A 25453-nucleotide genomic window follows, 5' to 3' on the forward strand; every position below is an offset into this window, starting at 1 on the left:
CCCGATGCCGGCGCGGCCGGCGCCGCATCCCAGCCGCCCGACGCCGGCGCGGCCGGCGCTGCTGCCCAGCCACCGGGTGCCGGCGCGGGGTCCCAGCCGCCGCCGCCGCGCGGCGGTTCGGCCGCAGGCAGGCCGCCACCCCAGCCACCGGGCTGGGCGCCCGCCTGTTCGACCTTCACCTCGATCTCGTAGGTGCCCAGGCGCAGGCGGTCGCCATCCTCGAGCATCTTCACCTGGTCGCGCCCGACCGGCGTGTCGGAATGGTTCACGAAGGTGCCGTTGGTCGACAGGTCGCGCACCTGCCAGCCGCCGCCGCGGAATTCCAGCACGCAATGGTGCTTGGACAGCAGGCGGTCGGGGTCGGGCAGTACCCATCCGGCATCGGCGCCGCGGCCGATGATGTAGTCGCCGCCGGGCACGCGGCGCTGTTCGGGCACCACGCTGTCGGGGCAGCGCAGGACGGTCAGGGTCAGTTCCATCGGCAGGTTCCTGCGCAGGCGGGCCGCGCTTGCGCCGCGGGGTTCGCCGCGATGCGGCGGCAGGGGTCGCGAAGGGGGCTCATCGGGCCGAGTATAGCGACAGCGGGCGGGTTGCGGGACGACGCCTGCATGACGGCGCGCAGCGGCACGTCACCGGGCATGCGCGCCGATCCCTGCCGCCACCGCCGCCCGACGCCGTCCGACATCCAACCCTTCCTCCGCCCGTGGCGCAGCATAGACGTGTCCGCCGCCACCCTGGAACAGGGTGCAACGATCCACAATGGCGCGCGGGGTCCCCGCGGCAAGGCGGCGCCACATGATGCCGCGGCACTGCGGCGCCCGGGGCCTGCCGCGCCAGGGCGGCGCCAGCCGCAAGCGGCGGCATCGCCCGTGCCGCCCGCCACCCGCCCCCCCCGGCGCGGCCGCCGCGACCTTGCGCCAGCGCAAGGCGTGAAATGATTCACAGCGCGAAGCTCGGGCCATGACCGAGATCACCGCCCTGCCCGCCGAGACCCTGCTGCGCCACGCCGCGGCGCCCTTGCCGCGCTACACCAGCTACCCCACGGCACCGCATTTCGCGCCGCTCGACGCCGCCACCTACGACACCTGGCTGCGCCAGGCGGGGCCGGAGGATGCGCTGTCGCTCTATGCCCATGTGCCGTTCTGCCACGCGCTGTGCTGGTATTGCGGCTGCCATACCGCGGTCACGCGGTCGGCCGCGCGGATCGCGCGCTACACCGATGGGCTCGCGCGCGAGGCCGCGATGGTGGCCGAACGGCTGCCCCGCCATGGCGGCGTCGCCGCGCTGCACCTGGGCGGCGGCACGCCCACGGCGCTCGGTGCCGCGGGGCTGGTGCGGCTGGCGGCGGTGCTGCGCGGCGCCTTCGCCTTCCGCCCGGGGGCGGAGGTCGCGGCCGAACTGGATCCGCGCACGCTCGGCGCCGACCTGCTCGATGCGCTCGGCGCCATCGGGCTGACGCGCGCGAGCCTCGGCGTGCAGGACATCACGCCGGCGGTGCAGGCGCGGATCGGGCGCGTGCAGCCCGTGGCGATGGTCCTGGCGGCGGTGCGCGGCCTGCGCGCGCTGGGCGTCGGCGGCATCAACATCGACCTGATCTACGGCCTGCCCGGGCAGCAGGTGGCGGAGATCGAGGCCTCGGCCCGCTTCGCCGCCGATTGCGGGGCCGATCGCGTCGCGGTCTTCGGCTACGCGCATGTGCCCTGGATGAAGCCGCACCAGAAGGCGATCCGTGCCGAGGAACTGCCCGACGCCCCGCTGCGCCTGCGCCAGGCCGAGGCCGCCGCGCGCGTGCTGACCGGCGCGGGGTATGTCGCGGTGGGACTCGATCATTTCGCGCTGCGCGACGATGCGCTGGCGCGCGCGGCGGCATCGGGCAGGCTGCGGCGCAACTTCCAGGGCTACACCACCGACACCGCGCCCTTCCTGGTCGGACTCGGCGCCTCGGCGATCGGCGCCATGCCGGGCGGCTACGCGCAGAACGAAGCGGAGGAGCGCCGCTGGCTCGCCGCCATCGAGGCCGGGCGGCTGCCGGTCGCGCGTGGCCTGGCGCTCAGCGCCGACGATCGCATCCGCGGTTCGCTGATCGAACGCGTGATGTGCGACGGCGCCATCGCCACGGCCGCGATTCCGGCGGAGGTGATGGCGGATGCCGCGCCGCGCATCGGCGCGCTGGTCGCCCAGGGGCTGGTGGCGCAGGAGGGCGGGCGAATCGCCATGACGCAGGCCGGCCGGCCCTTCCTGCGGCACCTGGCGGCCTGCTTCGATGCCTACCTCGCGCCCGTGCCCGCGCGGCACAGCGCGGCGGTGTAGCGTGGCGCGCCCATAGACCGTCTGCGAATCCCGGCCCCGACCCGCCCCGTCGCCCGGCGCGGCTTCAAACGGTCTCTGGGCGTCGCCGCCACGGCGAGGCATCGGATGACCGCGCTTGGCGAGCCATCGCGGCGCACGGCGCGCCAGGGCCATCGCAGCCCTGCGCGCTGCGTCGCCGCTGATGTCGTGCGCTCCGCGGCGTCTTCACGCGGCCCGATGAGGCCACCCGGTCGGGACCGGCGCCGGGACGACCGCGCGCCGGCGCGGATCGTTCGCGTGGGCATGCGGGCTCGCGCAATCGCGGGCTGGCGGCGGCGCTCAGGCGGCGCCGGGGCAGAGGCGGTCCAGCGCCGCCGTCAGGTCGGCCGGATCGTAGGGCTTGGGCAGCACCGGGATGTGCTTGAGGTGCGGCGGGAGGCCAGCCGCCCCATAGCCGGTCGCGACCAGGAACGGGATGCCGCGCGCCGCCAGCGCATCCGCCACCGGGACCGAATTCTCGCCGCCCAGGTTGAGGTCGAGCACCGCGGCGTCGGGCGGGTCGGCCTTGAGCATCTCGAGCGCCTGGGACACCGTGCGCGCCGGGCCGATCACGACGAAGCCGGCATCGACCAGCGCGTCCTCGACCAGCATGGCGACAAGGGCTTCGTCCTCGACGACCAGGATGCGGCGTTCCGTCGCGGCCATTGTCATGCGGTCGTCATTCCCCGGTCCCGATGCGTCGCGAAGTCCGCCGCGTGCGTGTTCGACGATTCTAGCATGTGGGCGCGCCGATGGCAGACAAACCCGCCAGTCGTTACGCCCCTCGTCATCACGCTCGCGTGGCCGCCGCCACGGCGCCGAGTGCCAGGATGCCGCCCGCCGCCATCAGCGCGATGGCGGTACGTGGTCCGAAGCCATCAGCCAGCGCGCCGATCATGAGCACGCCCACCGGCCCCATGCCGATGCAGGTGGTGGTGAGGCCGAGGACGCGGCTGCGCGCCTCGATCGGCGCCTGCATCATGACCAGCCCGGTCTGCAGGCTGGCAAAGGCAGCGGTGCCCAGGCCGCCGACGAACAGCAGCAGCGCGGCCATGGGCAGGCTGGGCGCCAGCGCCGCGCCGGCCAGCACGACCAGGAAGCCGGCCGAGCCCAGCAGCAGCGTGAGCCGCCCCGGCGGCGCCCCGCGCCGGAACGCCAGGCCAAGCCCGGCGAGCAGCGCGCCGAAGGGCTCGGCCGCGGCGAGGATGCCGATCTCGACGGGATTCGCCTGGAAGGCGATGGCGCCGAAGGCCGGCAGGATCGCGGTGTAGGAAAAGCCGAAGACGTTCATCGCGATGGTGACGCCGAGCACCAGGCGCAGGATCGGGTGCGCCAGCGCGATCCGCGTCGCCTCCAGCACATCCGCGACCAGGCGCCGCGGCTGGAGCTGGCGCCGTTCCTGGCGATGCACCACGCCCGACACCAGGCCGAGCGCCACCACATAGAGCGTCGCCGCGATGACATAGGCGGCGGTGACGCCGACGGTCTGGAAGAAGATGCCGCCCGCCAGCGGCCCAACCATGCGCGTGGTGCTGTTCGTCACGGTGTCCAGCGCCACCGCCTGGACGATGCGCGCGGGCCCGGCGGCTTCGGCCACCATGCGCCGGCGCGTCGCGAGTTCGTTGGTCCAGGCGAGCCCGCCCAGCAGCCCGTTCAGGAACAGGTGCCACAGCGCGAGATGCCCGCTCGCGGCCAGCGCCGCGATGGTGATGGCACCGATGGCGGTCGCCGCCTGGCCGGCCATGAGCAGGCGCTTGCGGTCGATGCTCTCGGCCACCGCGCCGGCCAGCGCACCGGCCGTGAGCATCGGCAGCGCGCGCGACATCAGCACCAGCGAGACGGCGAAGGCGGACCCGGTCAGCTGGAAGGCGAACAGCCCGCTGACCAGCATCTCGACCCAGCGCATCGAGTTGGTCAGGCCGCCGGCGGCCCAGAGCCTGACGAAGGTTGCGTCCGCGAGCAGGTCGCGGACCGCGCTTCGCTCCGGGCCGGGCGTGGTCAATACCCGGAATCGTCCAGCCGCAGCAGCGGGAAGGCGCTGTGCACATGCGGCATGTTGGTGGGCGCCGACGGTGCGACGAAGCCCGGGCCGAGCTCCGCCACCGAGGTCGCACCGAGCAGGCCGAGCGCGGAGCGGAATTCGTTCTCCAGGATCTCCAGCAGCCGCACCACGCCGGCCGCGCCATCGGCGGCCAGTGCGTAGCAGTACAGCCGCCCGATGCCGACGCATTCGGCGCCGAGGCACAGCGCCTTCACGATGTCGGTCCCGCGCGAGAAGCCGCCATCGACCCAGACCTTCGCGCGACCACCCACGGCCTGCACGACCTCGGGCAGCACCTCGATCGACCCGCGCCCGGCATCGAGCTGGCGGCCGCCATGGTTGGAGACGTACACCACCTCGACGCCGTGCTGGCAGGCGATCAGCGCGTCCTCGCCGGTGCCGATGCCCTTGAGCACCAGCTTCAGGTCGGGATGGCCGTCCTTGATGCGCTTCACGTCGTCCCAGTTGAGCATCGCCTGGTAGCGCTGCGCGTCGCCGGTGGCGGTGGCGCGCCAGGGCTTGGCGAAGCGGCGCACGATGTCGCGTTCGCGTCGCGAATATATCGCGGTGTCCACGGTGAGGCAGAAGGCATCGTAGCCATTGTCGGTCGCGCGCTTGATGCTGTCCTCGATCGAGGCCGCGTCGCCGCGGACATAGAGCTGGTAGATCTTCATCCCCGTCGCGGCCTTCGCGACCTGCTCCAGCCCCGGCTTCGAGACGGAGGAGAGCATGATCGGGATGCCGAAGGCCGAGGCCCCCTCGCCCGCCGTCACCGCGCCGTTGTGGCCGACCGCCATGAATTCCAGCCCGCCGACCGGCGCCAGCATCACCGGCAGGCGAATGGCCTTGCCGAACAGGGTCGAGGTGCTGTCGATGTTGGACACGTCGCGCAGCACGCGCGGACGCAGCGCCAGCGCGTCGATCCCCATGCGGTTGCGCCGCATGGTGGCCTCGGTCTCGGTGGCGCCGACCAGGTAGTCCCACATGTTGGCGTCGAGGCGGTTCTTCGCCGCCTTCACGAATTCATGCAGCGCCAGGTACTTGGTCTGCGTCTCGGCGAGGGCTTCGGGTTCGATCGGCATGGGGCTGTCTCGTGCGATGTCAGAGGAAGTCGCGGGTCCAGGCGGCGTAGTCGGCTTCGCGCGTGACCTGCTTCATCAGCGCGGGCGGGGCGACGCCCTTGAGCTCGGCCGGCGGCGTGCCGTCGCGCAGCGCCTTCAGCGTGGCGTGGATGGCCGCGACCGCGGCGGCGAAGGGCTGGTGGCCCTGCAGCGCCACGCGCACGCCATGGGCGGCGAGGCGCGCGCGATCGGCCAGGGCGGGCGGCGTGCCGCCCAGGATGATCGGCATGCCGCCGGATGCGCCCTGAAGTGCGGCGAGCTGCTCCCAGTCATTCACGCCGGTGAAGAACAGCGCATCGGTGCCGCAGGTGGCATAGGCCCTCGTGCGGCGCACGGCCTCGTCCAGGTTCACCAGGTTCAGCGCGCTGGTCCGCGCGATCACCGTGAGGCCGGCATCCTCGCGCGCCGCCACCGCCGCGCGCATCTTGCCCAGGCCCGCTTCGAGCGACAGCAGGCCGGGTTCACCCGTGCCGTGGCCGCGCGGCAGGTCGGTGTCCTCGATGGTCAGCGCGGCGATGCCGGCGGTCTCGAGTTCCTGCACCGTGCGCATGACGTTCAGCGCATTGCCGTAGCCGTGGTCGGCATCGACCATCAGCGGAGGCGCACCGCCGCGGCAGATGCGCCGCGCCTGGTCGGCGAATTCGGACAGCGTCAGCACGATCAGGTCGGGCGCGCCCAGCACGGTCAGGGACGCCACGGACCCCGCGAACATCGCCGCCTCGAACCCCAGCTCGGACGCGATGCGCCCGGCGATCGGGTCGTGCACCGAGGCCGGATGGATGCAGGCGCCGCCCGCCAGGATCGCGCGAAAGGACGCGCGGCGGGCTGCCGTGCTCGGTGGACGTTCCATCCCGGGGTTCCTTGGCCTTGTCCGCCGCACTGTGCAACCGGGCGCGACAACGGTCTAGGCTGCGCCCCGACATGCGAGGGATGCACGGATGAGCGACGTGGTGGCCGAGCGCCTGGTGGCGCGCAAGGACGAGATCCTGGATCGGCTGCTGGCGCTGCTGCGGATGCCGTCGGTCAGCACCGACCCGGCCTATGTGGCGGGCATGAAGGCGACGCGCGACCTGCTGATGGCGCGCATGACGGAAGGCGGCGTGCAGGATGTGCGGCTGTTGGATGGCGGCGGCCACCCGGCCATCACCGGCAGCTGGAACGGCGCGCCCGGCAGGCCGACCCTGCTGATCTACGGCCATTACGACGTGCAGCCGCCCGACCCGCTGGAATTGTGGACGACGCCGCCCTTCGAACCCACCATCCGCGACGGGCGGATCTATGCGCGCGGCGCCTCGGACGTGAAGGGTTCGACGCTGATCGCGGTCGAGACGGTGATCGAATTCATCCAGGCCGGTGGCTGCCCGGTGAACATCCGCTTCTTCCTGGAAGGCGAGGAGGAGACCGGCAGCCCATCCATCCGCACGCTGATCGAACGGCATCGTGATGCTCTTGTGGCCGATGCGGTGCTCTCGGCCGATGGCGGGCGGGCGAGCACGGTGTTGCCGACCATCAATGTCGGGTCGCGCGGGCTGACGGCGCTGCGCTTCAGCGTGCGCACGGCGGCGAAGGATCTGCATTCAGGCCGCTTCGGCGCCGCCGTGCGCAACGCCAACCATGAACTGGCCCGCCTGATCGCGGGGTTCCATGACGAGGCCGGGCGCATCGCCGTGCCGGGCCTGATGGACGACCTCGACCCGATCGGCCCACGCGAACGCGCCGACGCCGCGGCGCTGGCGGTCGACGAGGCGGAATTCTACGGCGCCATCGGCGCGCGTGCCTGGGGTGATCCCGACCGGACCGTGCAGGAACGCCTGACGCTGCTGCCGAGCATCGAGGTCAACGGCATGTGGGGTGGCTATACCGGTGCCGGCAACAAGACCGTGCTGCCCTGCGAGGCGCATGCGAAGGTCACGATACGGCTCGGCCCGGGGCAGGATCCGGCACGGGTGCAGAAGGTGCTGCGCGACCACCTGGTGGCGCGTGCGGCGCCCGGCGTGCGGATCGCCTTCGAGGAGAGCGGGCCTGGCTCGCCGGCCTTCACGCTGCGCGACGGCCACCCCCTGCTGGCGGCGGCCGAGGACGTGCTGCGCGGCATGACCAACCAGGCGCCGGTGCGCGCGCGCATCGGCGGCACGCTGCCGATCACCGCGATCTTCCAGGAGATGCTCGGCCTGGACACGCTGATGTTCGGCTTCGCCATGCCCGACGAGGACATCCACGCGCCGAACGAGTTCTTCCGGCTGTCCTCGCTGGAGGAAGGCCTGCGCGCCTGGCCCGCTCTGCTGAGCGAGATCGGCAAGGTCGCGCCCGCCGCGCTGCGCAGTCAGGCGGCCAGCGCCTGCGTGAAGACGTCGCAGTAGCGCGCCGATGTCACTTCGAACACCGCGCGGCGGAGCGCCGCGTGGCGTTCCTGGCGTTCCTCCAGCGGCATGTCCAGCGCGGCGTGCATGGCCTCGGCGATGTCGTCGGGGTCGTAGGGGTTGACCAGCAGCGCGTCGGGCAGTTCCTCCGCCGCGCCGGCGAAGCGCGACAGGATCAGCACGCCCGGATCGGCCGGGTCCTGCGCGGCGATGAATTCCTTCGCCACCAGGTTCATCCCGTCGCGCAGCGGCGTCACCAGGGCGATGCGCGCGATGCGGAACAGCCCCGCCAGCTTCGTGCGCGCCACCGTCTGCGTCATGTAGCGCAGCGGCACCCAGTCGAAGCCGGAGAAGCGGCCATTGATGTCGCCGGCCAGGCGGTCGAGTTCGCGCCGCAGCGCCTGGTATTCCGCCACGTCCTCGCGCGATCGCGCGGCGATCTGCAGCATGGAGACGCGCCGCTGGTGCTGCGGGAAACGCGCGAGCAGCCGCGCGAAGCCCTCGAAGCGATTGGGCAGGCCCTTGGAATAGTCGAGCCGCTCCGCGCTGATGGCGAGCGCACGGCCGACCAGGCTTTCGCGCACGCGCTGGATATACGCGGTGCCGGCGGCGCGCGTGGCGATCCGCGCGAAGCCCGACGCGTCGATGCCGATCGGGTCGGCAATGGCGCGCACGCGGCGGCCATCCTCGGTGACCACTTCGTCGTCCTCCACGGCGAAGCCGCTGAAGCGGCGCGCACAGTCGAGGAAGTCCGCCAGATGCGTGCGCGTCTGGAAGCCGACCACGTCATACGCGCACATCGCATGCAGCAACGCCCGCGCCGGCGGCAGGGCCTCCAGCACCGAGGGCGGCACGAAGGGGATGTGCAGGAAGAAGCCGATGCGCCCCCGGAAGCCCGCGGCGCGCAGCGCGGCGCCGAGCGGGATCAGGTGGTAGTCATGCACCCAGACCGTGTCGTCGGGCTTGAGCAGCGGCAGCAGCGCGGCGGCGAAGGCGTCGTTCACGGCGCGGTAGCCCGCGAAATCCTCGCGCGTGTAGCGCATCAGGCCGAGCCGGAAATGCAGCAGCGGCCACAGCGAGGAATTGGCGAAGCCGACATAGAAGCGGTCGTAGTCCTCGGCGCCGAGGTCGATGGTGGCATAGGTCACCCCATCGCCCTCGGCGACCGCGGGCGTCGTCGAACTCTCCGGCGTGACCTTGCCCGACCAGCCGAACCAGAGCGTGCCAGGGGCGAGGAAGGATTGCAGCGCGACCGCCAGCCCGCCCGCGCTCGCCGCGCCCTTGGCCCGCGGGCCCGGCACGCGGTTCGAGACGATCACGAGGCGCGCCACAGGCCTTCCTCCCAGCTGCGGGACAGGCGCATGGCGGACAGGATCAGACCGACCTGCGAATAGGTCTGCGGAAAGTTCCCCCACAGCGCGCCGGTCGCGGGGTGCACATCCTCGGCCAACAGGCCGACATGGTTGCGCCAGGCCAGCGCGCGGTCGAACAGGAGGCGCGCCTCCGCCCGCCGGCCGATGCGCGCCAGCGTGTCGATGTACCAGAAGGTGCAGACCAGGAAGCCGACCTCGGGCGTGCCGAAATCATCGGCGTGGTCGTAGCGCAGCACGATGCCGTCGCGGACCAGGCGCTGTTCCAGAACCTCGACCGTACGCAGGAACAACGGGTCGGTGGCGCGGATCAGGCCGACCTCCGCCAACAGGAAGGTCGATGCATCCGCGACCGGTTCGCCGCCCAGCACGCCCGAGATCCACCCGCCGCCATGCGCCGTCGCGGCATCGAGGATGCGCGCGCGCAGCGCGGCGGCGCGCGTTTCCCAGTCCTGCGCCTCGGCATCGAGGCCGAAGCGCGCGGCGATGGCGCCGAGGCGGTCGAGCGCCGCCCAGCACATCGCCGCCGAATGCGTATGCGCCGCGGCGCGGCCGCGATATTCCCACAGCCCGGCATCGGGTTCGAAGGCCGCGGCTTCGGCATGGCGCCCGATCTCAGCCAGCTGCCGATACAGCGCGACGTCGCCGGGGCGCGCGAGGCGCTGGTCCCAGAACATCTGCGTCGCCGTCATCACGATGGCGCCGTAACTGTCGTTCTGCCGCTGGCTGACCGCGGCATTGCCGATGCGCACCGGCCCGTCGCCGCGGAAGCCGGGCAGCGCGGTGGCGATGCGCTCCGCCACTTCGGTGCCTGGCGCGATGGGGAACAGCGGCGGGATGGGGCCGTTCGACCCATCCGGCACGGCATCCATGATGAAGCGCAGGAAGTCTTCCATGGTGCGCGTCGCGTTCAGCCGGTTCAGCGCTCCCACGGTGAAGAAGGAGTCGCGCAGCCAGCAGAAGCGGTAGTCCCAGGTGCGCCCGCTGCCAGGCGCCTCGGGGATGGAGGTGGTGAGCGCGGCGACGATGCCGCCCGTATCCTCGAACGAACAGAGCTTCAGCGTGATGGCGGCGCGGATCACCGCCTCCTGCCAGTCGAAGGGCAGGTTCAGGCCGCGCACCCAGTCGAGCCAATAGGCCTCGGTCTCGGCGATGGCGTTGCGCGCGACCGTATCCGCACTCTCCGGCAGGCTCTCATCCGCGCCGAGCACCAGGCTGACCGGGCGGCCGAGAGCGAATTCGGCTTCGTGCGCGATGTAGGTGAGCGGCGCGTCGGTGGTCAGGCGCAGCACGGTGTCGGCGCCGAAATACCGGATGTGGTTGCTGCCGATGCTGTGCCTGCCGGGTTCCGCCCCATGGTCGAAGGACGGGCGGATGCGGATCGCGATACGCGGGCGCCCCGCCACGGGTTCGATACGGCGCACCAGCATCGGTGGGCGATACATCCGCCCGAAGCGGCGGAAGCGCGGCGCGAGGTCGATCACGCGCACCACGCCGCCGGCCGAATCCGTCAGCAGCGTTTCGACCACCGCGGTGTTGCGCAGGTAGCGTTGCCGGCTGTCGACCTGGTCGCGCAGCACGATGTCCATGAAGCCACGCTCGGGTGCCACGCCGCCCAGCAGGGCGTTGAAAACGGGCTCGGCATCCAGGCGCGGGAAGCAGAACCATTCGTGCCGCGCCTGCGGCGAGATCAGCGCCGCGACCGCGCAATTGCCGATGACGGCGAGGTCAAGCGCCTGCATGGGCGGCCTCCAGCCAGGCGCGGACCTCGGTTGGTCCGCCCTGGAAATCGCGCCCGACATGCAGCCCCAGGCCGCCGAGGTCGCGTGCTGCCGCCATGCCGTCCTCATCCGTCACGTCGTCGCCGACGAAGACCGGCCGGCGGCCACGAAACGGTGCGGCCTGCATCAGCGCGTGCACCGCGCGCGCCTTGGTCGCGGCGCGTGGTCGGATCTCGAAGGCCATCTGGGCGGGCAGCAGGGCAAAGGCGTCGTCATGGCCGCGCAGCAACGCCAGCAGCGCATCGCGGGTTGCGTCACGCCATTGCGGCGCGGCGCGGTAGTGCAGCGCGAGGCCGTGCGGCTTGATCTCGAGGATGACGTCGCGCCAGCCGGCGAGCTGCGGCGCCAGGCGCGCCGGCCAATCCGATGGCAGCGCGGGAACTGCATCCGCGCCGGCGACGCGGCCATCGGCGTCGCGCAGCTCGGCGCCATGTCCGAAGCCGCCGGGCAGCGCGAGTGGCGCCAGCAGCGTGTCGGCCACCACGCGCGCGCGCCCCGTGACGACGGCCAGTGCACCATCCAGGCGGTGCGAAAGTCCTTGGAGTGTCGTCACCAGCCCGGGTGGAACAACGACCGCGTCAGGCCTGGGCGCGATATCGAGGAGCGTGCCGTCGAGATCGAGGAACAGCGCCCAATCGCCCTCGATCGCGGGGATACCGGAGGAGGTCATCCACCTGATGTGGGAGCGCGGATGGTTAATTACAGGCTTGTCATTTCCCGGTGACTGACGCAGGCCGATGGCGCGCCCGGGAAGATTTGAACTCCCAACCCTCAGATCCGAAGTCTGATGCTCTGTCCAGTTGAGCTACGGGCGCTTGGGATCCGATGATGGTGGTGGCGCGCCCGAAGAGATTCGAACTCCTGACCCCCAGATTCGTAGTCTGGTGCTCTATCCAGCTGAGCTACGGGCGCCCTGGCCACCATCGCGGCGAGGCCGGGGAGATAGCGGAGGCGGCCGCAGCGCGCAACCCCTCCGTCACAACGAATTCGCGCGTCAGGCCGCGAGCTTGTCCAGTTCGCGCACCACCGCCTCGCCCATCACGGAGGTACCGACGCGCGCCATGCCTGGCTGCATGATGTCGGCCGTGCGCAGGCCACCCGAAAGCACCTTGCCGACCGCGGCCTCGACCAGCGCGGCGTCGTCCTCCATGCCGAAGGACCAGCGCAGCAGCATCGCGAAGGACAGGATCTGCGCGAGCGGATTCGCGATGCCCTTGCCGGCGATGTCGGGTGCGGAACCGTGGATCGGTTCGTACAGCGCGTGGCGCTTGCCGGTGACCGGGTCCACCGCGCCGAGCGTGGCCGAGGGCAGCATGCCGAGCGAGCCCGTCAGCGCCGCCGCCAGGTCCGACAGCACGTCGCCAAACAGGTTGCTGCCCAGGATCACGTCGAACTGCTTGGGCCGCGCACAGAGCTGCATGGCGCAGTTGTCGGCGTACATGTTCTCGAGCTCGACATCGGCGTATTCGGCCTTGTGGACCTCGCTGACCACGGCGCGCCACAGGCGGCCGGACTGCATGACGTTCGCCTTCTCGACGCTGGTCACCTTCTTGCGGCGGCCACGCGCCAGGTCGAAGGCCACGCGCGCGACGCGGGCGATCTCGTCCTCATGGTACACATCGGTGTCGAAGCCGCGGCGCTTGCCGTCGGGCAGGATCTCGATGCCGCGGGGTTCGCCGAAATAGACGCCGCCGGTCGATTCGCGGACGACCATGATGTCCACGCCGCGCACGATGTCGGCCTTGAGCGAGGACGCATCCGCCAGCGGGTCGAGCACCACCGCCGGACGCAGGTTGGCGAACAGGCCGAGGTCCTTGCGCAGCCGCAGCACGCCCAGTTCGGGGCGCTGTTCGAAGGGCAGGCCATCCCACTTCGGGCCGCCCACCGAGCCGAACAGCACGGCATCGACGGCCTTGGCGCGCGCCACCGTCTCGTCGGAGCAGGGCATGCCCTCGGCATCGATGGCGGAGCCACCGACCAGGCGTTCCTCGATGTCGAACGACACGGCGCGGCGACGGTCCATCCAGTCGATGACGCGACGGACTTCGCGCATCACCTCGGGGCCGATCCCGTCGCCGGGCAGGATGAGGAGCTTCTTGTTGGACGGCATGGTGGTGGACGTCTCCTGCAGTGTCGGGAGACGCCCCGGGCGGGCCTGCCTCCCGCGGGAATCAGGTCAGGCGTAGAGCCAGGGCTGGGCGGCCTTCTGCTTCGCCTCGAAGCTGTCGATGGCGGGTGCGTGCTGCATGGTCTGGCCGATATCGTCCAGGCCATTGAGCATCAGGTGGCGGCGCAGCGGGTCGATCTTGAACGGGATTTCCTCCCCGTTCGGGCGCACCACCACTTCGCGTTCCAGGTCCACCGTGATGCGGGCATTGGCACCAAGCTTCGCGTCCTCCATCAACTGCGCGCAGACTTCCTTCGGAAGCCGAACCGGCAGGACGCCGTTCTTGAAGCAGTTGTTGTGGAAGATGTCGGCGAAGTCGGGCGCGATGACGCAGCGGATGCCGAAGTCGAGCAGCGCCCAGGGCGCGTGCTCGCGCGAGGAGCCGCAGCCGAAATTCTCGAATGCGACCAGGACTTCCGCGCGGCGATACGGCTCCTGGTTCAGCACGAAGTCGGGGTTCTCGCTGCCGTCTTCCTTGTAGCGGAAATTGGCGAACAGGTTCTTGCCGAAGCCCGAGCGGCTGATCGACTTGAGGAAGCGCGCGGGGATGATCTGGTCGGTGTCGACATTCGCGCGGGGCAGCGGCGCGGCGATGCCGGTGAGCGTCGTGAAGGCCTGCATCACAGGGTTTCCTTCGGCTGGTAGTCGCGCACGTCGGCTAGATGCCCGGCCACCGCGGCGGCCGCGGCCATGGCGGGGCTCAGCAGGTGCGTGCGCCCGCCAGGTCCCTGTCGGCCTTCGAAGTTCCGGTTCGACGTGCTGGCCGAACGCTGGCCCGGCGTCAGCTTGTCCGGGTTCATCCCGAGGCACATGGAGCACCCCGCCTCGCGCCATTCGAAGCCGGCTTCCTTCAGGATGCGGTCCAGCCCTTCGGCCTCCGCGGCCTTCTTCACGAGACCCGAGCCGGGGACGACCATGGCGCGCACGCCATCAGCCACGCGGCGGCCCTTGGCAATGGCGGCGGCGGCGCGGATGTCCTCGATGCGGGAGTTGGTGCAGGAGCCGATGAAGACGACATCGACCTTGAGGTCGGTCAGCTTCTGGCCGGGCGTCAGGCCCATGTAGTCGACCATGCGCTGGGTCTGCGCGCGCTTCGCCTCATCCGCGACGTCGGCCGGGTTCGGCACGATGCCGGTGATGGGCAGCACGGCCTCGGGGTTGGTGCCCCAGGTGACCTGCGGGGCGATCTCGTGCGCGGTCAGCTTGAGCTCGGTGTCGAAATGCGCGCCCGCATCGGTCGGCAGCGTCTTCCACCATTCCATCGCGCGGGCGAGCGCCGCGCCCTTCGGCCCGTTCGGCGTACGCGCGATGTAGTCGTAGGTGGTCTGATCCGGCGCCACCATGCCGGCGCGGGCCCCGCCCTCGATGGTCATGTTGCAGACCGTCATGCGCCCGGCCATGTCGAGCGCGCGGATCGCGTCGCCGGCATATTCGATGACATGCCCGGTGCCGCCCGCGGTGCCGATGCGCCCGATGATGGCCAGCACGATGTCCTTGCCGGAACACCCGAAGGCCAGGTTGCCATCGACGCTGATGCGCATGTTCTTCGCCGGCTTCTGCAGCAGCGTCTGCGTGGCGAGCACGTGCTCGACCTCGCTGGTGCCGATGCCGAAGGCGAGCGCGCCCATCGCGCCATGCGTGCTGGTATGGCTGTCGCCGCAGACGATGGTCATGCCCGGCAGGGAGCGCCCCAGCTCCGGCCCGATCACATGCACGATGCCCTGGCGTTCATCCAGCAGCGGGATCAGCGGCATGCCGAATTCGGCGGCGTTCTTCTCGAGCGTCGCGACCTGCAGCGCGCTCTCGGGATCGACGATGCCGGTGTAGCGCGATGAGTCCGTCGCGATGTTGTGGTCGATCACGCCCAGCGTCGCATCCGGGCGGCGGATGCCGCGCCCGGCCGCGCGCAGCCCGTCGAAGGCCTGCGGCGTGGTGACCTCATGCGTCAGGTGAAGGTCGATGTAGAGCAGCGCCGTGCCGTCCGGGAGCGTATCCACCACATGGGCGTCCCAGATCTTGTCGAACAAGGTGCGCGGCTTCTGCGCTGACATCGCTTTCTCCCGGTACGTCGAGGGGTGCTGCGACCGGCAGCACCCCGGCAGTGACTTCAGGCCTCGGTCGCGGCGGCCGGCGCGGCGGCGGCCGCGGCGGTCGGCTTCATGCCGAGCTTCTCGGCGATGCGCGCCGACTTGCCGGTGCGGCCGCGCAGGTAATAGAGCTTCGCGCGACGCACCTTGCCGCGGCGGACGACGATGATCTCGACCACGTTCGGGGAATGCAGCGGGAACACGCGCTCCACGCCCTCGCCGTAGGAGAGCTTGCGGACGGTGAAGTTGCTCTGCAGGCCCTTGTTGGAGCGCGCGATCACCACGCCCTCATAGGCCTGGACGCGGATGCGCTCGCCTTCCTGCACGCGCACCATGACGCGCACGGTGTCGCCCGGCGCGAAATCCGGCGTGGCGCGGGCGGCGGTGAGGCGGGAGAGCTGCTCGGCCTCGAACTGCTGGAGCAGGTTCATGACGGTATCCTTTCGTGGGCTTCGTTTAGGCGGCGGCGGGGTGGCCGTCCATGCCCCCCGCGCCGCGCTGTTTCGCTTGATGCCGGGCCCAGAGGTCGGGTCGGCGTTCCTCAGTGATGCGTTCGCTCTCGGCGCGCCGCCAGCGCGCGATCTCGGCGTGGTGGCCCGACAGCAACACGGGCGGGATGCCACGCCCGTTCCATTCGGCAGGGCGCGTGTAGTGCGGGTATTCCAGCAACCCGTCGGTGCCGTGGCTTTCCTCGGCCGCGCTGTCGGCCGCGCCCATCACGCCGGGCAGCAGCCGCACGCAGGCATCGAGCAGCACCAGCGCCGCCGTCTCCCCGCCGCTCAGCACGTAGTCGCCGATCGAGACCTCGACCATGCCGCGCGCGTCGATCACGCGCTGGTCGATCCCTTCGAAGCGGCCGCAGAGCAGCACGCAGCCGGGGCCTTCCGCCAGCGCGCGCACGGTGGCCTGGTCGAGCAGTCGCCCGCGCGGCGTCAGGCAGATCAGCGGGCGCGCGTCGCCCTCGGCCATGACGCCCGCGACCGCCGCATCCAGCACATCCGCGCGCAGCACCATGCCAGCACCGCCGCCGGCCGGCGTGTCGTCCACGCTGCGATGACGGTCGGTGGCGAAGGCGCGGATGTCAGTGGCCTCGAGCGACCACCGCCCATCCTGCAGCGCGCGCCCCGCCAGCGACAAGCCGAGCGGGCCGGGGAACATCTCCGGATACAGCGTGAGGACCGAGGCCCGCCACGCATCGCCCGGCCCCGCGGCCGAGTGCCGATCGGGCGGCGTCATGCCGCGTCCTCCTGCCCCGCCTGCGGCCGCACCAGGATTTCGTCCGGCGGGACCACCGTGACCTGCCCGCACGCGATATCCACCACCGGCACCACCGCGCGCGTGAAGGGCAGCAGGTGTTCGCGCGCGGCACCGTCGATGATCAGGAACGCCCCGGCGCCGTGGTCCTCGACCGCGCGGATGCGGCCGAGCGGTTCGCCATCTTGCGTCACGGCCGCAAGGCCGATCAGGTCGACCAGGTAGAACTCGTCATCCTCCGGCGGCGGCAGGCGGTCGCGATCGACATACAACTTCGTGCCGGTCAGGCGCTGGGCCGCGTCGCGGTCCGCAACGCCTTCCACCGCGGCGATGTCGCCGCCCTTCAGCGTGATGGCGTAGCGCTTCGCGCCCTGCGCATCGGTCAGCGGCGAATAGGCGGCGATGGCGGCGGGGTCCTCGGTGAAGGCGCGCAGGCGCACGAGGCCGCGCACGCCATGCGGCCTGCCGATCTCGCCCACCATCACGCGCTTCACCGCCATCGGACGATCAGCCCGCCGCGGCGGCCGCGGCGCGTTCCTGCGCCTTCTTCTTCGGCGCGGACTGCTTCGGCTGCTCGCGGAACACCGGCATCGGCGCCAGGCCGGCCTTGCCCAGGAACTTCGCCACGCGGTCGGTCGCCACCGCGCCCTGGCTCAGCCAATGCGTGATGCGTTCGTCCTTCAGGCGGATGCGCTCGGCGTGCTCGGCGGGCAGCATCGGGTTGTAGGAACCCACCGCCTCGATGAAGCGGCCATCGCGCGGCGAACGGCTGTCGGCCACCACGATGTGGTAGTAGGGGCGCTTCTTCGCACCGGCGCGGGCAAGGCGGATCTTGAGGCCCATGAGGCTTCCTTTCGTCGTCGTTCTCTAGAAGGGTCGTTTGTTTCCGGCGCCGGGGAGAAGCGCGGCGAGCCCGCCACGCATCAGCCCCTTCTGGCCGATCTTGTTCATCCGCTTCATCATCGCGGACATGTCGTCGAACTGCTTGAGCAGCTTGTTCACTTCCTGCACGGAGGTGCCGGAACCGGCGGCGATGCGCTTCTTGCGCGACGCCTTCAGGATCTCGGGCGTGCGACGTTCGCGCGGCGTCATGGAGCTGATGATTGCCGCCTGGCGCCCCAGGATGGAGGTGTCCAGGTTCGCGTCGTTGAGCTGCTGCTTGATCTTGCCGACACCCGGCAGCATCCCGAGGATGCCCTGCAGGCTGCCCATCTTGCCGATCTGCTTCAGCTGGCTGGCGTAGTCCTCCAGCGTGAACTGGCCCTTCTGCATGCGGGCCGCGAGCTTCTCGGCCTCCGCCTGGTCGATATTCGCCGCGGCCTTTTCGACCAGCGACACGATGTCGCCCATGCCGAGGATGCGCGAGGCGATGCGGTCGGGGTGGAAGTCTTCCAGCGCATCGAGCTTTTCGCCCGCGCCCAGCAGCTTGATCGGCGCGCCGGTCACCGCGCGCATGGACAGCGCCGCACCGCCGCGCGCATCGCCGTCGATGCGCGTCATGACGATGCCGGTGACGCCCACCTTGTCCTGGAAGGCCTTGGCGGTGTTGACCGCGTCCTGGCCGGTCATGGCATCGACCACCAGCAGCGTCTCGTGCGGGTTGGTGGCGAGCTTGACCTGCGCCACCTCCTCCATCAGCGCCTCGTCGATGGCGAGGCGGCCGGCGGTGTCGAGCACCACCACGTCGTAGAGTTCGCGCCGTGCCACATCCATCGCGCGCATGGCGATCTGCATGGGCGACTGGCCGGCGATGATCGGCAACGAGGTGACTTCGGCCTGCGTCGCGAGCGTGGCGAGTTGCAGCTGCGCCGCCGGGCGGTGCACGTCGAGCGAGGCCAGCAGAACCTTTTTGCGGTCCTTGGTGCGCAGCCGCAGCGCGATCTTGCCCGAGGTGGTGGTCTTGCCCGAGCCCTGCAGCCCGACCATCAGGATCGGCACGGGTGCCGCGGCGTTCAGGTCGATGCCGCGCCTGCCGTCATCGCCCTCGCCGCCGCCGAGCGCCTCGACCAGCGCGTCGTTGACGATCTTGATGACCTGCTGGGCGGGGGAGACGGAGCGGATGACCTCCTGCCCCACCGCGCGCTCGCGGACCTTGTTGACCAGGTCGCGGACGACCGGGAGCGCGACATCGGCCTCCAGCAGCGCGACGCGGACTTCGCGCAGCGCTTCCGTCACGTCGGCTTCCGACAGCGCGCCACGGCGGCGCAGCCGGTCGAAGACCCCGTTCAGCTTGCTGGAGAGTGCCTCGAACATCGGGCGGTCCGTTCAGTCCTTCATCACGCGGTATGGCCCACCCCAAACGCATTTGCGCCGCTGCGCGAGCCTTCGCGGAGCGGCGGAGCCTTCCCGGTTCGGGCAGGCCGAGCGTTTGGGCGTAGCCCAGACCGCGGCTGTCTAGGGCTTGATCGGGCCGAGGGTCAAGCGAGCCTGGATCGATCGCTCGAAATCAGTTGACTCTTTCGAGTACTAGGAATACTGTCTCTCAATCGTGGATTGATGGAAATGCCCAATGGCCACGCCAGATGCCGATCTGCGCGCGATGCTGAGAAACCCACTGTATCGCGAGAGTTGGCGACCAGGCAGCGCGGCACACAGGGCTGCCACCGACCGCGCTTGGGAAGATCGGTATCCGGGCGCGGCGCAAATGGACGCCACAGGCAAGCAGGTGCGCGTCAATAGCTATCAGCGCGCGGTGGAGATTGACGGCGCAACCATCACACAGAATGTCCGCGATTACGTGCAGACGCGCTCCGGTCGCGGGAGATCGCCGACCGGCAATCCTGCGCATGTCGATGCCTATTTCGATCGGGCATACGAACCGATGCGTGCGCTGGCCGACCGGCTTGGCACTCGGGTGGAATTCGTGCTCGGCCTGTCATCCTACGAGAGCGGCTGGCTGGACACCCACAACACCGGCCTCAACAATCCGTTCGGGCTGACACGAGCCGGCGGCAAAAATCTCCGCTTCGACTCGATTGACGCGGCCGTTCGGTACTGGGAACGTCTGTACGGAGATCAAGTCAGGGGAGCCGCCACCGCCGAGGAATTTGCCGACCGTCTTCTTGGGCGTCGCAATGGCCAACAGGTCGCAGGCTGGCGGGTCTACAACACCGTCAATCCGGACTGGCGTGCAAGAATGCTCGCCAATATCCGTTCGGTGGAACGGAGGCTCCCCCCCTGGACGCAAAGCCGATGAAGAAGCGCGTTCTCGCGCTTCTCGGTCTTGCGCTCTCAACGCCATCCTGGGGACTGGACACGCGATACTTCAATGAACAGTTCCGGTTCGCCGCGAACATCCCCGACGGCTTGCGCACCTGCCCTCACGTACCGCCCGCGCCCAACCCTGGATTCATCGCGCCCTTGTCATCCCAAGGCTGCGCCTCGCCTTTCGAAGGCAGCTTCTTGACCGTGGTCGGAGAGTACAACACTTCGTCGTTTCGTCGGACACAAGACGCCGCCATTGACAGTTGTGCGGGCAGTCCCGCGCGCCCGTCAAACACTCACCCAACGATCCGCTTCTACATTTGCGAACAACGCATTGCGGCGGACAAAATCCTCATCCGCTACATCGCCCTGCGACTTACTCCCGAACCTGACTGGCCGCTACACGGCTACATCTACACGATTTCGCTGCAATGCCGTCCGGCGGATTGCGATCGATACGGCCCGCTGCTTCGGCAGACCGTCGCCTCCATGCGCTTTCGCTGAGCGAAGCGGGCGTCGCTTACTTCGGCGCCAACACCATAATCATCTGCCGGTTCTCCAGCCGCGGAAACTGCTCCACCTTCGTGGTCTCCGCCAGTTCCCCCCGGATCCGATCCAGAACCTTCACGCCCAGATCCTGGTGCGCCATTTCGCGCCCGCGGAACCGCAGCGTCACCTTCACCTTGTCGCCTTCCTCGATGAAGCCCTTCATCTGGCGCATCTTCACGTCGTAGTCATGGTCGTCGATATTCGGACGGACCTTGATTTCCTTGATCTCGACGACCTTCTGCTTCTTGCGCGCCTCGTTGGCCTTTTTCTGCTGCTCGTACTTGTACTTGCCATAGTCGAGGATCTTGCAGACAGGCGGCACGGCGTTGGGCGAGATCTCGACCAGGTCGAGGCCGACATCATAGGCGCGGATCAGCGCCTCGCGGGCGGTCATCACGCCCTGCATCTCGCCGTCCTGGTCGATCAGGCGCACCTGCGGCACGCGGATGTCGTCGTTGATGCGCGGGCCGTCCTTGGAAGGCGGCGTCGCGGGCATTGGGCCACGAGCTATGGTCGTCTCCTGTCGTCGTTGAACCGGTAGAAGCGGGCTTTATGGAACGGCGATCACGGCGCCGCAACCGGCATCGCCATCGCCATGCCGCATTTGTTGCCCGCGTGCCTTGATTGCAAGCAGGCTCAGCGCGCCAGGTCGGGCGGGGTGGCCTCCGCCGCCAGCCCAGCCACCGCCTCGGCCAGCGGCAGCGTCACCTGCTCGCGCCCCGGCAGGCGGCGCAGCACCAGGGCGCGTTCCTCCGCCTCCCGCCGGCCGATCACGACCAGGACCGGCACGCGCTGCTCGATATGGTCGACCACCTTGCGGTTGATCTTCTCGTTGCGCAGGTCGGTCTCGACCCGCAGCCCGGCCGCGCGCAACGCGGCCGCGGCTTCCTCGGCGAAGGGTGCCGCCTCGTCCACGATGGTCGCGACCACCACCTGCACGGGGGCAAGCCACAGCGGGAAGCGTCCCGCGTACTGCTCGATCAGGATGCCGAGGAAGCGTTCGAACGAACCCAGGATCGCGCGATGCAGCATGACCGGCTGCTTCCGGCTGCCGTCTTCCGCGACGTATTGCGCGTCGAGCCGGTCCGGCAGCACGAAATCCACCTGGAAGGTGCCGCATTGCCAGTCGCGGCCGATCGCGTCCCGCAGCACGAATTCCAGCTTCGGGCCGTAGAAGGCGCCCTCCCCCGGGTTCATCTCGTAGTCCACGCCGGCGATCCTGCAGGCCTCGTGCAGCGCGCCCTCGGCGCGGTCCCAGATGCCGTCATCGCCGGCGCGCTGTTCCGGGCGGTCGGAGAACTTCACGCGGAAATTCTCGAACCCCAGGTCGCGATAGACCGACGACAGCAATTCCGTGAAGCGCACCGCCTCGGCGGCGATCTGGTGCTCCTCGCAGAAGATATGCGCGTCGTCCTGCGTGAAGGCGCGCACGCGCATGATGCCGTGCAGCGCGCCCGAGGGTTCGTAGCGATGGCACGCCCCGAACTCCGCCATGCGCAGCGGCAATTCGCGATACGACCGCAGGCCCTGGTTGAAGATCAGCACATGGCAGGGGCAGTTCATCGGCTTCAGCGCGAGCGCGCGATGCGCCTCGTCCTGGTCCTCGACCGTCGCCATGAACATGTTCTTGCGGTAGTTCTCCCAGTGGCCCGAGGCCTCCCACAGGCGGCGATCCAGCACCTGGGGCGTCTTCACCTCCTGGTACGCGCCGGCATCGAGGCGCCGGCGCATGTAGTCCTCGACCGTGCGGTACAGCTTCCAGCCCTTGGGGTGCCAGAAGACCGATCCCACCGCGGCTTCCTCGAGATGGAACAGCCCCATCTCCTTGCCGATCTTGCGGTGGTCGCGCTTCTCCGCTTCCTCGATCTGCAACAGGTAGGCGTCCAGTTCCTTCTGGTCGCGCCAGGCCGTGCCGTAGATGCGGCTCAGCATCGCGTTGCGATGGTCGCCGCGCCAATACGCACCGGCCACCTTCATCAGCTTGAAGGCGGTGCCGACATCGCCGGTGCCGCGCATGTGCGGGCCGCGGCACAGGTCGATCCAGTCGCCCTGCCTGTACAGCGTGATGGTCTCGCCGGCGGGCAGGTCCTGGATCAGCTCGACCTTGTATTTCTCGCCCTTCTCGGCGAACAGCGCCATGGCCTCGTGGCGCGACGTCACGATGCGTTCGAAGGCTGCGTTGCGCGCGATGATCTCGCGCATCTTCGCCTCGATCGCGGCGAAATCCTCGGGCGTGAAGGGCTCGTTGCGCGCGAAGTCGTAGTAGAAGCCGTTCTCGATCGACGGGCCGATCGTCACCTGCGTGCCGGGAAACAGCGCCTGCACCGCCTCGGCCAGCACATGCGCGGTGTCGTGGCGGATCAGGTCCAGCGCCTCGGGGTCGCGGCGCGTGACGAAGCGCACGGCGGCATCGGCCGTGATCTCGCGCGACAGGTCCATCAGCGCGCCATCGACCTGCATGGCCAGCGCCGCCTTGGCCAGGCCAGGCCCGATCGCCGCGGCGATGGTCGTGCCCGTCACCGGCCCATCGAAGGACCGAACGGAGCCATCGGGCAGGGTGATCGCGGGCATGGGGCGGTGATCCTCGCTGGGTCCAGGTCAGGGGGCGCGGACCTTGCGTTCGCCGCCGGTCGCCCGTCAAGCGTGCGCGATCCGATGCCCCTGCGGCGGTCAGCCAGGCCAGTGCGCGCCGGCAAGGCCACGGCCACCCGATGAATCGCCGCGACCATGCCGGCGGTCACACAAGGCGCGCCAGCGCAGCCCTCACCGCCTCAGGGTCCAGCTCCGCCAGCGGGATATGCCGCACCCAGGCCGCGCGCGGGCCCCGCGGCGCACACAGCGCCGGGTCGCTGTCCGCGCCGAACAGCGCCAGGGTCGCGCAGCCGCAGGCCGCCACCAGGTGCGTGGGGCCGGTGTCGTTGCCGATGCAGCAGGCCGCGCGGCGCGCCAGGGCGCCGATCTCGGCGAAGGAGGTCCGGCCGGTCAGGTCGATGGCGCCGGGCGCGGCGGCCAGGATGGCGTCGGCCAGCGGCGCCTCGGCCGGCCCACCCAGCACCACGGCCGGCATGTGGAGCCGCGCCGCCAGGGCGCCGAAGCGTTCGAGCGGCCAGCGCTTCGCCGGGCGGCCGGGCGAGGCGCCGGGCACCAGCAGGCAGAAGCGCTCCGGCAGCCCGAAGCGCGCGAGATCGGCATCCAGCCATCCCAGCTCCGGCGCCGGGACATCGCGGATCCCGGCCATCGCCAGCTGTTCGCGCTGGCGATCCACCGTATGCATGGCGTCGCGCGCGGGGTTGGCGTGCGGGTGGGACGCACCGGGTGCGATGCCCGACCACGCCGCCCGCCGCCCGACGAACCAGCGGTAGCGGGACGAGCGCGACGAGGTCTGCAGATCGTACACGCGGTCGAAGCGCGCCGCGCGCAGCCGCCGCGCCAGGCGCAGCACGGCCGGGACATCCGTCCAGTCCGGCCGGCCATCCTCCCACACCTCGTCGAACCAGGGCGACAGACGCGCCAGCGCCGCATAGGGCCTGGTCGTCAGCAGCGTGATCCGCGCGCCCGGATGGTGCGCCCGGATCGCCGCGAAGGGCCCGAAGGCCTGGGCGAAATCGCCCAGCGCGGCGAGCTTGATGACCAGCACGCGCATCACGGCAGCTCGCGATAGACCGCGAGCGTCGCCGCCTGCATCCGCGCCGTGGTGAAGCCGGCCAGCACGGACGCGCGTGCCCGCGCGCCCATGGCTGCCCGCTCGGCGGCGGGCAGCGCCAGCACGCGCCCGATCGCGCCGGCCAGCGCCGCCGCGTCGCCGGGCGGCACGCGCCAGCCGGTGACGCCCTCCTCCACCGTTTCGCGCGGGCCGCCCAGGTCGCTCGCGATCACACAGCGTTCCATGGCCTGCGCCTCGATCACCGTGCGGCCGAAGGCCTCCGCATCGGTCGAGGCATGCACGACCACATCGGCCAGCAGCAGCGCAGCGGGCATGTCCTCGGCATGGCCGACCAGGCGGACGCGATCGGCCAGGCCCAGCGCGGCAATCCGCCCGCGCAGCTCGTCCACAAAGCCCGCACGGCCCTGCGCATCGCCGACCAGCAGCGCCAGCGCATCGCCGGGCAGCCGCGCCATCGCCTCGACCAGCACGCCCTGGCCCTTCCAGCGCGTGAGGCGGGCGGGCAGCATCACCACCGGGCGGGCCTGCGGCACCGCCCAGGCCGCGCGCAGCCGCGCGATCCGGTCGGGCTCGACGCGGGCGGGGTCGAACAGCGAGTCGTCCACGCCACGCGGAATGATGCGGATGCGGGCGGGGTCGGTGCCGTGGCGCGCCCGCAAATGGTCCGCGATGAAGTGGCTGATCGCGATGACGCGCTCGCCCCGCGCCATCACGGAATTGTAGAGCCGCTTGCCCGGCACGCCTTCATTGTAGGTGCCGTGATAGGTGGTGACGAAATGCGCGCCGCTGCGTCGCGCCGCGAGCCAGGCCGACCAGGCCGGCGCGCGGGAGCGCGCGTGCAGGATGCCGATGCCCTCCCGCCGCACGAGCCCGTCCAGCGCGGCGGCATTGCGCCAGATGCCGACGGGCGACTTGGTCGCGAGCGGCAGCGTCACATGCCGCGCGCCGAGGGCTTCCAGCCGGGCCACCAGCGGCCCGCCGGCCGAGGCCACGAAGGCGCGCCACCCGGCCCGCACCAGCGCATCCGCGATCTCGAGCGTGCCACGCTCGACACCCCCGGCGCCGAGTGCGGGCAGCACCTGCAGCACGGCGGGGGATGGGGTTGTGGGCACGACCTCACTTCACAAGGGTTTGCCCGCGCAACGGCAGGTGCGGCGGTCTTGCGCCGAAGGCAGGGCTGACGCAAGTGTGCGGCCGATGTCGACCTACTTCATGGCCATGATGCTGCTCTCGGGCGGCAGCTTCATCCGCACCAAATCCAACGCGCCCGAGATGCGCCCGGCCTCGGCCGCCTCCGACATGGTCTGGGGGCTGTTGGCCAAGGCGGCCCTGTGGTCGTGGCTCGGCCTGATCGTCTATGGCTTCTACCGCTTCCACTGGTCGCAACCGGTGGCGGCGGTGCTGGCCTCCTTGGCGGTCAACGCGCTGATCGCGATCCGTGGGCCGCGGCGGACCTGGCCCATGCTGTCCTACCTGTTCTGCGCGGTCGGCCTCGCGGCCGCCGCGGTCGTCGTCCTGAACTGAACG

Annotated in this window: 25 protein-coding genes and 2 tRNA genes; 5 read left to right on the forward strand and 22 right to left on the reverse strand. The window is 70.5% G+C overall.

Features of this window, described 5'->3' with window-relative positions:
- The coding region (locus LQ222_RS11870) for a type VI secretion system-associated FHA domain protein (protein WP_230166633.1) at positions 1-479 on the reverse strand (479 nt) is incomplete at its 3' end.
- Positions 480-960: 481 nt separating this feature from the next.
- Between LQ222_RS11870 and hemN the strand changes: the two genes are divergently transcribed.
- Positions 961-2310, forward strand: a complete 1350-nt coding sequence (gene hemN / locus LQ222_RS11875; protein ID WP_230166634.1) for an oxygen-independent coproporphyrinogen III oxidase — start codon at positions 961-963, stop codon at positions 2308-2310.
- 318 nt (positions 2311-2628) lie between these two features.
- Here hemN and LQ222_RS11880 read toward each other — a convergent pair whose 3' ends face one another.
- The 4 genes from LQ222_RS11880 to LQ222_RS11895 form a co-directional block, all read right to left on the reverse strand.
- Positions 2629-3000 carry a response regulator gene (locus LQ222_RS11880; RefSeq protein ID WP_230166635.1) on the reverse strand — a complete coding sequence of 124 codons (372 nt, stop codon included), beginning with the start codon at positions 2998-3000 and terminating at the stop codon, positions 2629-2631.
- Between the two features lie 118 nt (positions 3001-3118).
- Positions 3119-4330, reverse strand: coding sequence for an MFS transporter (locus tag LQ222_RS11885; RefSeq protein ID WP_230166636.1), 1212 nt, complete (start codon positions 4328-4330; stop codon positions 3119-3121).
- The gene (locus LQ222_RS11890; protein ID WP_230166637.1) at positions 4327-5451 is read right to left on the reverse strand and encodes an alpha-hydroxy acid oxidase; all 1125 of its coding nucleotides are present in this window, start codon (positions 5449-5451) and stop codon (positions 4327-4329) included. The genes LQ222_RS11885 and LQ222_RS11890 overlap by 4 nt, the downstream gene beginning before the upstream one ends.
- Positions 5452-5470: 19 nt before the next feature.
- Positions 5471-6340 (reverse strand): oxaloacetate decarboxylase, encoded by an 870-nt coding sequence (locus LQ222_RS11895; protein ID WP_230166638.1) that lies wholly within the window; start codon positions 6338-6340, stop codon positions 5471-5473.
- Positions 6341-6428: 88 nt separating this feature from the next.
- Here LQ222_RS11895 and LQ222_RS11900 point away from each other — a divergent pair, with 88 nt between their 5' ends.
- Complete coding sequence (locus tag LQ222_RS11900; protein ID WP_230166639.1) at positions 6429-7850, forward strand: M20/M25/M40 family metallo-hydrolase; 1422 nt, start codon at positions 6429-6431, stop codon at positions 7848-7850.
- Here the strand turns inward: LQ222_RS11900 and LQ222_RS11905 are convergent.
- The 13 genes from LQ222_RS11905 to ffh form a co-directional block, all read right to left on the reverse strand.
- Positions 7814-9181: a trehalose-6-phosphate synthase gene (locus LQ222_RS11905; RefSeq protein ID WP_230166640.1), complete on the reverse strand. Its 1368-nt coding sequence runs from the start codon at positions 9179-9181 to the stop codon at positions 7814-7816. The two genes, LQ222_RS11900 and LQ222_RS11905, sit on opposite strands and share 37 nt — an antisense overlap.
- Positions 9166-10962 (reverse strand): glycoside hydrolase family 15 protein, encoded by a 1797-nt coding sequence (locus LQ222_RS11910; protein WP_230166641.1) that lies wholly within the window; start codon positions 10960-10962, stop codon positions 9166-9168. The genes LQ222_RS11905 and LQ222_RS11910 overlap by 16 nt, the downstream gene beginning before the upstream one ends.
- On the reverse strand, positions 10949-11671 hold the full coding sequence (otsB, locus tag LQ222_RS11915; RefSeq protein WP_230166642.1) for a trehalose-phosphatase: 723 nt from the start codon (positions 11669-11671) through the stop codon (positions 10949-10951). The genes LQ222_RS11910 and otsB overlap by 14 nt, the downstream gene beginning before the upstream one ends.
- Before the next feature lie 68 nt (positions 11672-11739).
- Positions 11740-11816, reverse strand: a tRNA-Arg gene (locus LQ222_RS11920).
- 20 nt (positions 11817-11836) lie between these two features.
- Positions 11837-11913 (reverse strand) — tRNA-Arg (locus tag LQ222_RS11925).
- Between the two features lie 82 nt (positions 11914-11995).
- Positions 11996-13111: a 3-isopropylmalate dehydrogenase gene (gene leuB / locus LQ222_RS11930; protein WP_230166643.1), complete on the reverse strand. Its 1116-nt coding sequence runs from the start codon at positions 13109-13111 to the stop codon at positions 11996-11998.
- A gap of 66 nt (positions 13112-13177) precedes the next feature.
- A complete protein-coding gene (gene leuD, locus LQ222_RS11935) occupies positions 13178-13789 on the reverse strand; it encodes a 3-isopropylmalate dehydratase small subunit (protein WP_230166644.1) in 612 nt (203 codons plus the stop codon).
- Positions 13789-15219, reverse strand: a complete 1431-nt coding sequence (gene leuC / locus LQ222_RS11940) for a 3-isopropylmalate dehydratase large subunit (RefSeq protein ID WP_230166645.1) — start codon at positions 15217-15219, stop codon at positions 13789-13791. The genes leuD and leuC overlap by 1 nt, the downstream gene beginning before the upstream one ends.
- Before the next feature lie 56 nt (positions 15220-15275).
- A complete protein-coding gene (gene rplS / locus LQ222_RS11945) occupies positions 15276-15686 on the reverse strand; it encodes a 50S ribosomal protein L19 (protein WP_230166646.1) in 411 nt (136 codons plus the stop codon).
- Positions 15687-15711: 25 nt separating this feature from the next.
- Positions 15712-16491, reverse strand: a complete 780-nt coding sequence (gene trmD / locus LQ222_RS11950; protein ID WP_230166647.1) for a tRNA (guanosine(37)-N1)-methyltransferase TrmD — start codon at positions 16489-16491, stop codon at positions 15712-15714.
- Positions 16488-17009, reverse strand: a complete 522-nt coding sequence (gene rimM, locus LQ222_RS11955) for a ribosome maturation factor RimM (protein ID WP_230166648.1) — start codon at positions 17007-17009, stop codon at positions 16488-16490. The genes trmD and rimM overlap by 4 nt, the downstream gene beginning before the upstream one ends.
- 7 nt (positions 17010-17016) lie before the next feature.
- Positions 17017-17352 (reverse strand): 30S ribosomal protein S16, encoded by a 336-nt coding sequence (gene rpsP, locus LQ222_RS11960; RefSeq protein WP_230166649.1) that lies wholly within the window; start codon positions 17350-17352, stop codon positions 17017-17019.
- Between the two features lie 24 nt (positions 17353-17376).
- The gene (ffh, locus tag LQ222_RS11965) at positions 17377-18762 is read right to left on the reverse strand and encodes a signal recognition particle protein (protein WP_230166651.1); all 1386 of its coding nucleotides are present in this window, start codon (positions 18760-18762) and stop codon (positions 17377-17379) included.
- Positions 18763-19018: 256 nt separating this feature from the next.
- Here ffh and LQ222_RS11970 point away from each other — a divergent pair, with 256 nt between their 5' ends.
- Positions 19019-19705 (forward strand): hypothetical protein, encoded by a 687-nt coding sequence (locus tag LQ222_RS11970; RefSeq protein WP_230166652.1) that lies wholly within the window; start codon positions 19019-19021, stop codon positions 19703-19705.
- A complete protein-coding gene (locus LQ222_RS11975) occupies positions 19702-20217 on the forward strand; it encodes a hypothetical protein (RefSeq protein ID WP_230166653.1) in 516 nt (171 codons plus the stop codon). The genes LQ222_RS11970 and LQ222_RS11975 overlap by 4 nt, the downstream gene beginning before the upstream one ends.
- A gap of 16 nt (positions 20218-20233) precedes the next feature.
- Here LQ222_RS11975 and infC read toward each other — a convergent pair whose 3' ends face one another.
- The 4 genes from infC to LQ222_RS11995 all read right to left on the reverse strand — a co-directional run bounded on the left by infC (position 20234) and on the right by LQ222_RS11995 (position 25038).
- Complete coding sequence (gene infC, locus LQ222_RS11980; protein ID WP_230166654.1) at positions 20234-20758, reverse strand: translation initiation factor IF-3; 525 nt, start codon at positions 20756-20758, stop codon at positions 20234-20236.
- A 140-nt stretch (positions 20759-20898) separates the two neighbouring features.
- Entirely contained in the window at positions 20899-22833 is a 1935-nt protein-coding gene (gene thrS, locus LQ222_RS11985; RefSeq protein WP_230166655.1) for a threonine--tRNA ligase, read from the reverse strand.
- A gap of 166 nt (positions 22834-22999) precedes the next feature.
- Entirely contained in the window at positions 23000-23905 is a 906-nt protein-coding gene (locus LQ222_RS11990; RefSeq protein WP_230166656.1) for a glycosyltransferase family 9 protein, read from the reverse strand.
- Positions 23905-25038: a glycosyltransferase family 4 protein gene (locus tag LQ222_RS11995; RefSeq protein ID WP_230166657.1), complete on the reverse strand. Its 1134-nt coding sequence runs from the start codon at positions 25036-25038 to the stop codon at positions 23905-23907. Before LQ222_RS11995 ends, LQ222_RS11990 begins: the two co-directional genes overlap by 1 nt.
- 85 nt (positions 25039-25123) lie before the next feature.
- Here LQ222_RS11995 and LQ222_RS12000 point away from each other — a divergent pair, with 85 nt between their 5' ends.
- Positions 25124-25450 (forward strand): multidrug DMT transporter permease, encoded by a 327-nt coding sequence (locus LQ222_RS12000; RefSeq protein ID WP_230166659.1) that lies wholly within the window; start codon positions 25124-25126, stop codon positions 25448-25450.
- The last annotated feature ends 3 nt before the right edge of the window (positions 25451-25453 follow it).

Source organism: Roseomonas sp. CECT 9278 (assembly GCF_918698155.1).
In the GTDB taxonomy this organism is placed as follows: domain Bacteria; phylum Pseudomonadota; class Alphaproteobacteria; order Acetobacterales; family Acetobacteraceae; genus Neoroseomonas.

Coding starts and splice junctions, on each gene's coding strand:
- trmD (WP_230166647.1), bottom strand. CDS start 16,491: ATGACGCCGCCCGATCGGCACTCGGCCGCGGGGCCGGGCGATGCGTGG.
- LQ222_RS11895 (WP_230166638.1), bottom strand. CDS start 6,340: ATGGAACGTCCACCGAGCACGGCAGCCCGCCGCGCGTCCTTTCGCGCG.
- LQ222_RS11975 (WP_230166653.1), top strand. CDS start 19,702: ATGAAGAAGCGCGTTCTCGCGCTTCTCGGTCTTGCGCTCTCAACGCCA.
- LQ222_RS11900 (WP_230166639.1), top strand. CDS start 6,429: ATGAGCGACGTGGTGGCCGAGCGCCTGGTGGCGCGCAAGGACGAGATC.
- leuD (WP_230166644.1), bottom strand. CDS start 13,789: ATGCAGGCCTTCACGACGCTCACCGGCATCGCCGCGCCGCTGCCCCGC.
- LQ222_RS12000 (WP_230166659.1), top strand. CDS start 25,124: ATGTCGACCTACTTCATGGCCATGATGCTGCTCTCGGGCGGCAGCTTC.
- leuB (WP_230166643.1), bottom strand. CDS start 13,111: ATGCCGTCCAACAAGAAGCTCCTCATCCTGCCCGGCGACGGGATCGGC.
- hemN (WP_230166634.1), top strand. CDS start 961: ATGACCGAGATCACCGCCCTGCCCGCCGAGACCCTGCTGCGCCACGCC.
- thrS (WP_230166655.1), bottom strand. CDS start 22,833: ATGCCCGCGATCACCCTGCCCGATGGCTCCGTTCGGTCCTTCGATGGG.
- rpsP (WP_230166649.1), bottom strand. CDS start 17,352: ATGGGCCTCAAGATCCGCCTTGCCCGCGCCGGTGCGAAGAAGCGCCCC.
- LQ222_RS11910 (WP_230166641.1), bottom strand. CDS start 10,962: ATGCAGGCGCTTGACCTCGCCGTCATCGGCAATTGCGCGGTCGCGGCG.
- leuC (WP_230166645.1), bottom strand. CDS start 15,219: ATGTCAGCGCAGAAGCCGCGCACCTTGTTCGACAAGATCTGGGACGCC.
- rplS (WP_230166646.1), bottom strand. CDS start 15,686: ATGAACCTGCTCCAGCAGTTCGAGGCCGAGCAGCTCTCCCGCCTCACC.
- LQ222_RS11990 (WP_230166656.1), bottom strand. CDS start 23,905: ATGCGCGTGCTGGTCATCAAGCTCGCCGCGCTGGGCGATTTCGCCCAG.
- LQ222_RS11880 (WP_230166635.1), bottom strand. CDS start 3,000: ATGACAATGGCCGCGACGGAACGCCGCATCCTGGTCGTCGAGGACGAA.
- ffh (WP_230166651.1), bottom strand. CDS start 18,762: ATGTTCGAGGCACTCTCCAGCAAGCTGAACGGGGTCTTCGACCGGCTG.
- LQ222_RS11970 (WP_230166652.1), top strand. CDS start 19,019: ATGGCCACGCCAGATGCCGATCTGCGCGCGATGCTGAGAAACCCACTG.
- infC (WP_230166654.1), bottom strand. CDS start 20,758: ATGCCCGCGACGCCGCCTTCCAAGGACGGCCCGCGCATCAACGACGAC.
- LQ222_RS11890 (WP_230166637.1), bottom strand. CDS start 5,451: ATGCCGATCGAACCCGAAGCCCTCGCCGAGACGCAGACCAAGTACCTG.
- rimM (WP_230166648.1), bottom strand. CDS start 17,009: ATGGCGGTGAAGCGCGTGATGGTGGGCGAGATCGGCAGGCCGCATGGC.
- otsB (WP_230166642.1), bottom strand. CDS start 11,671: ATGACCTCCTCCGGTATCCCCGCGATCGAGGGCGATTGGGCGCTGTTC.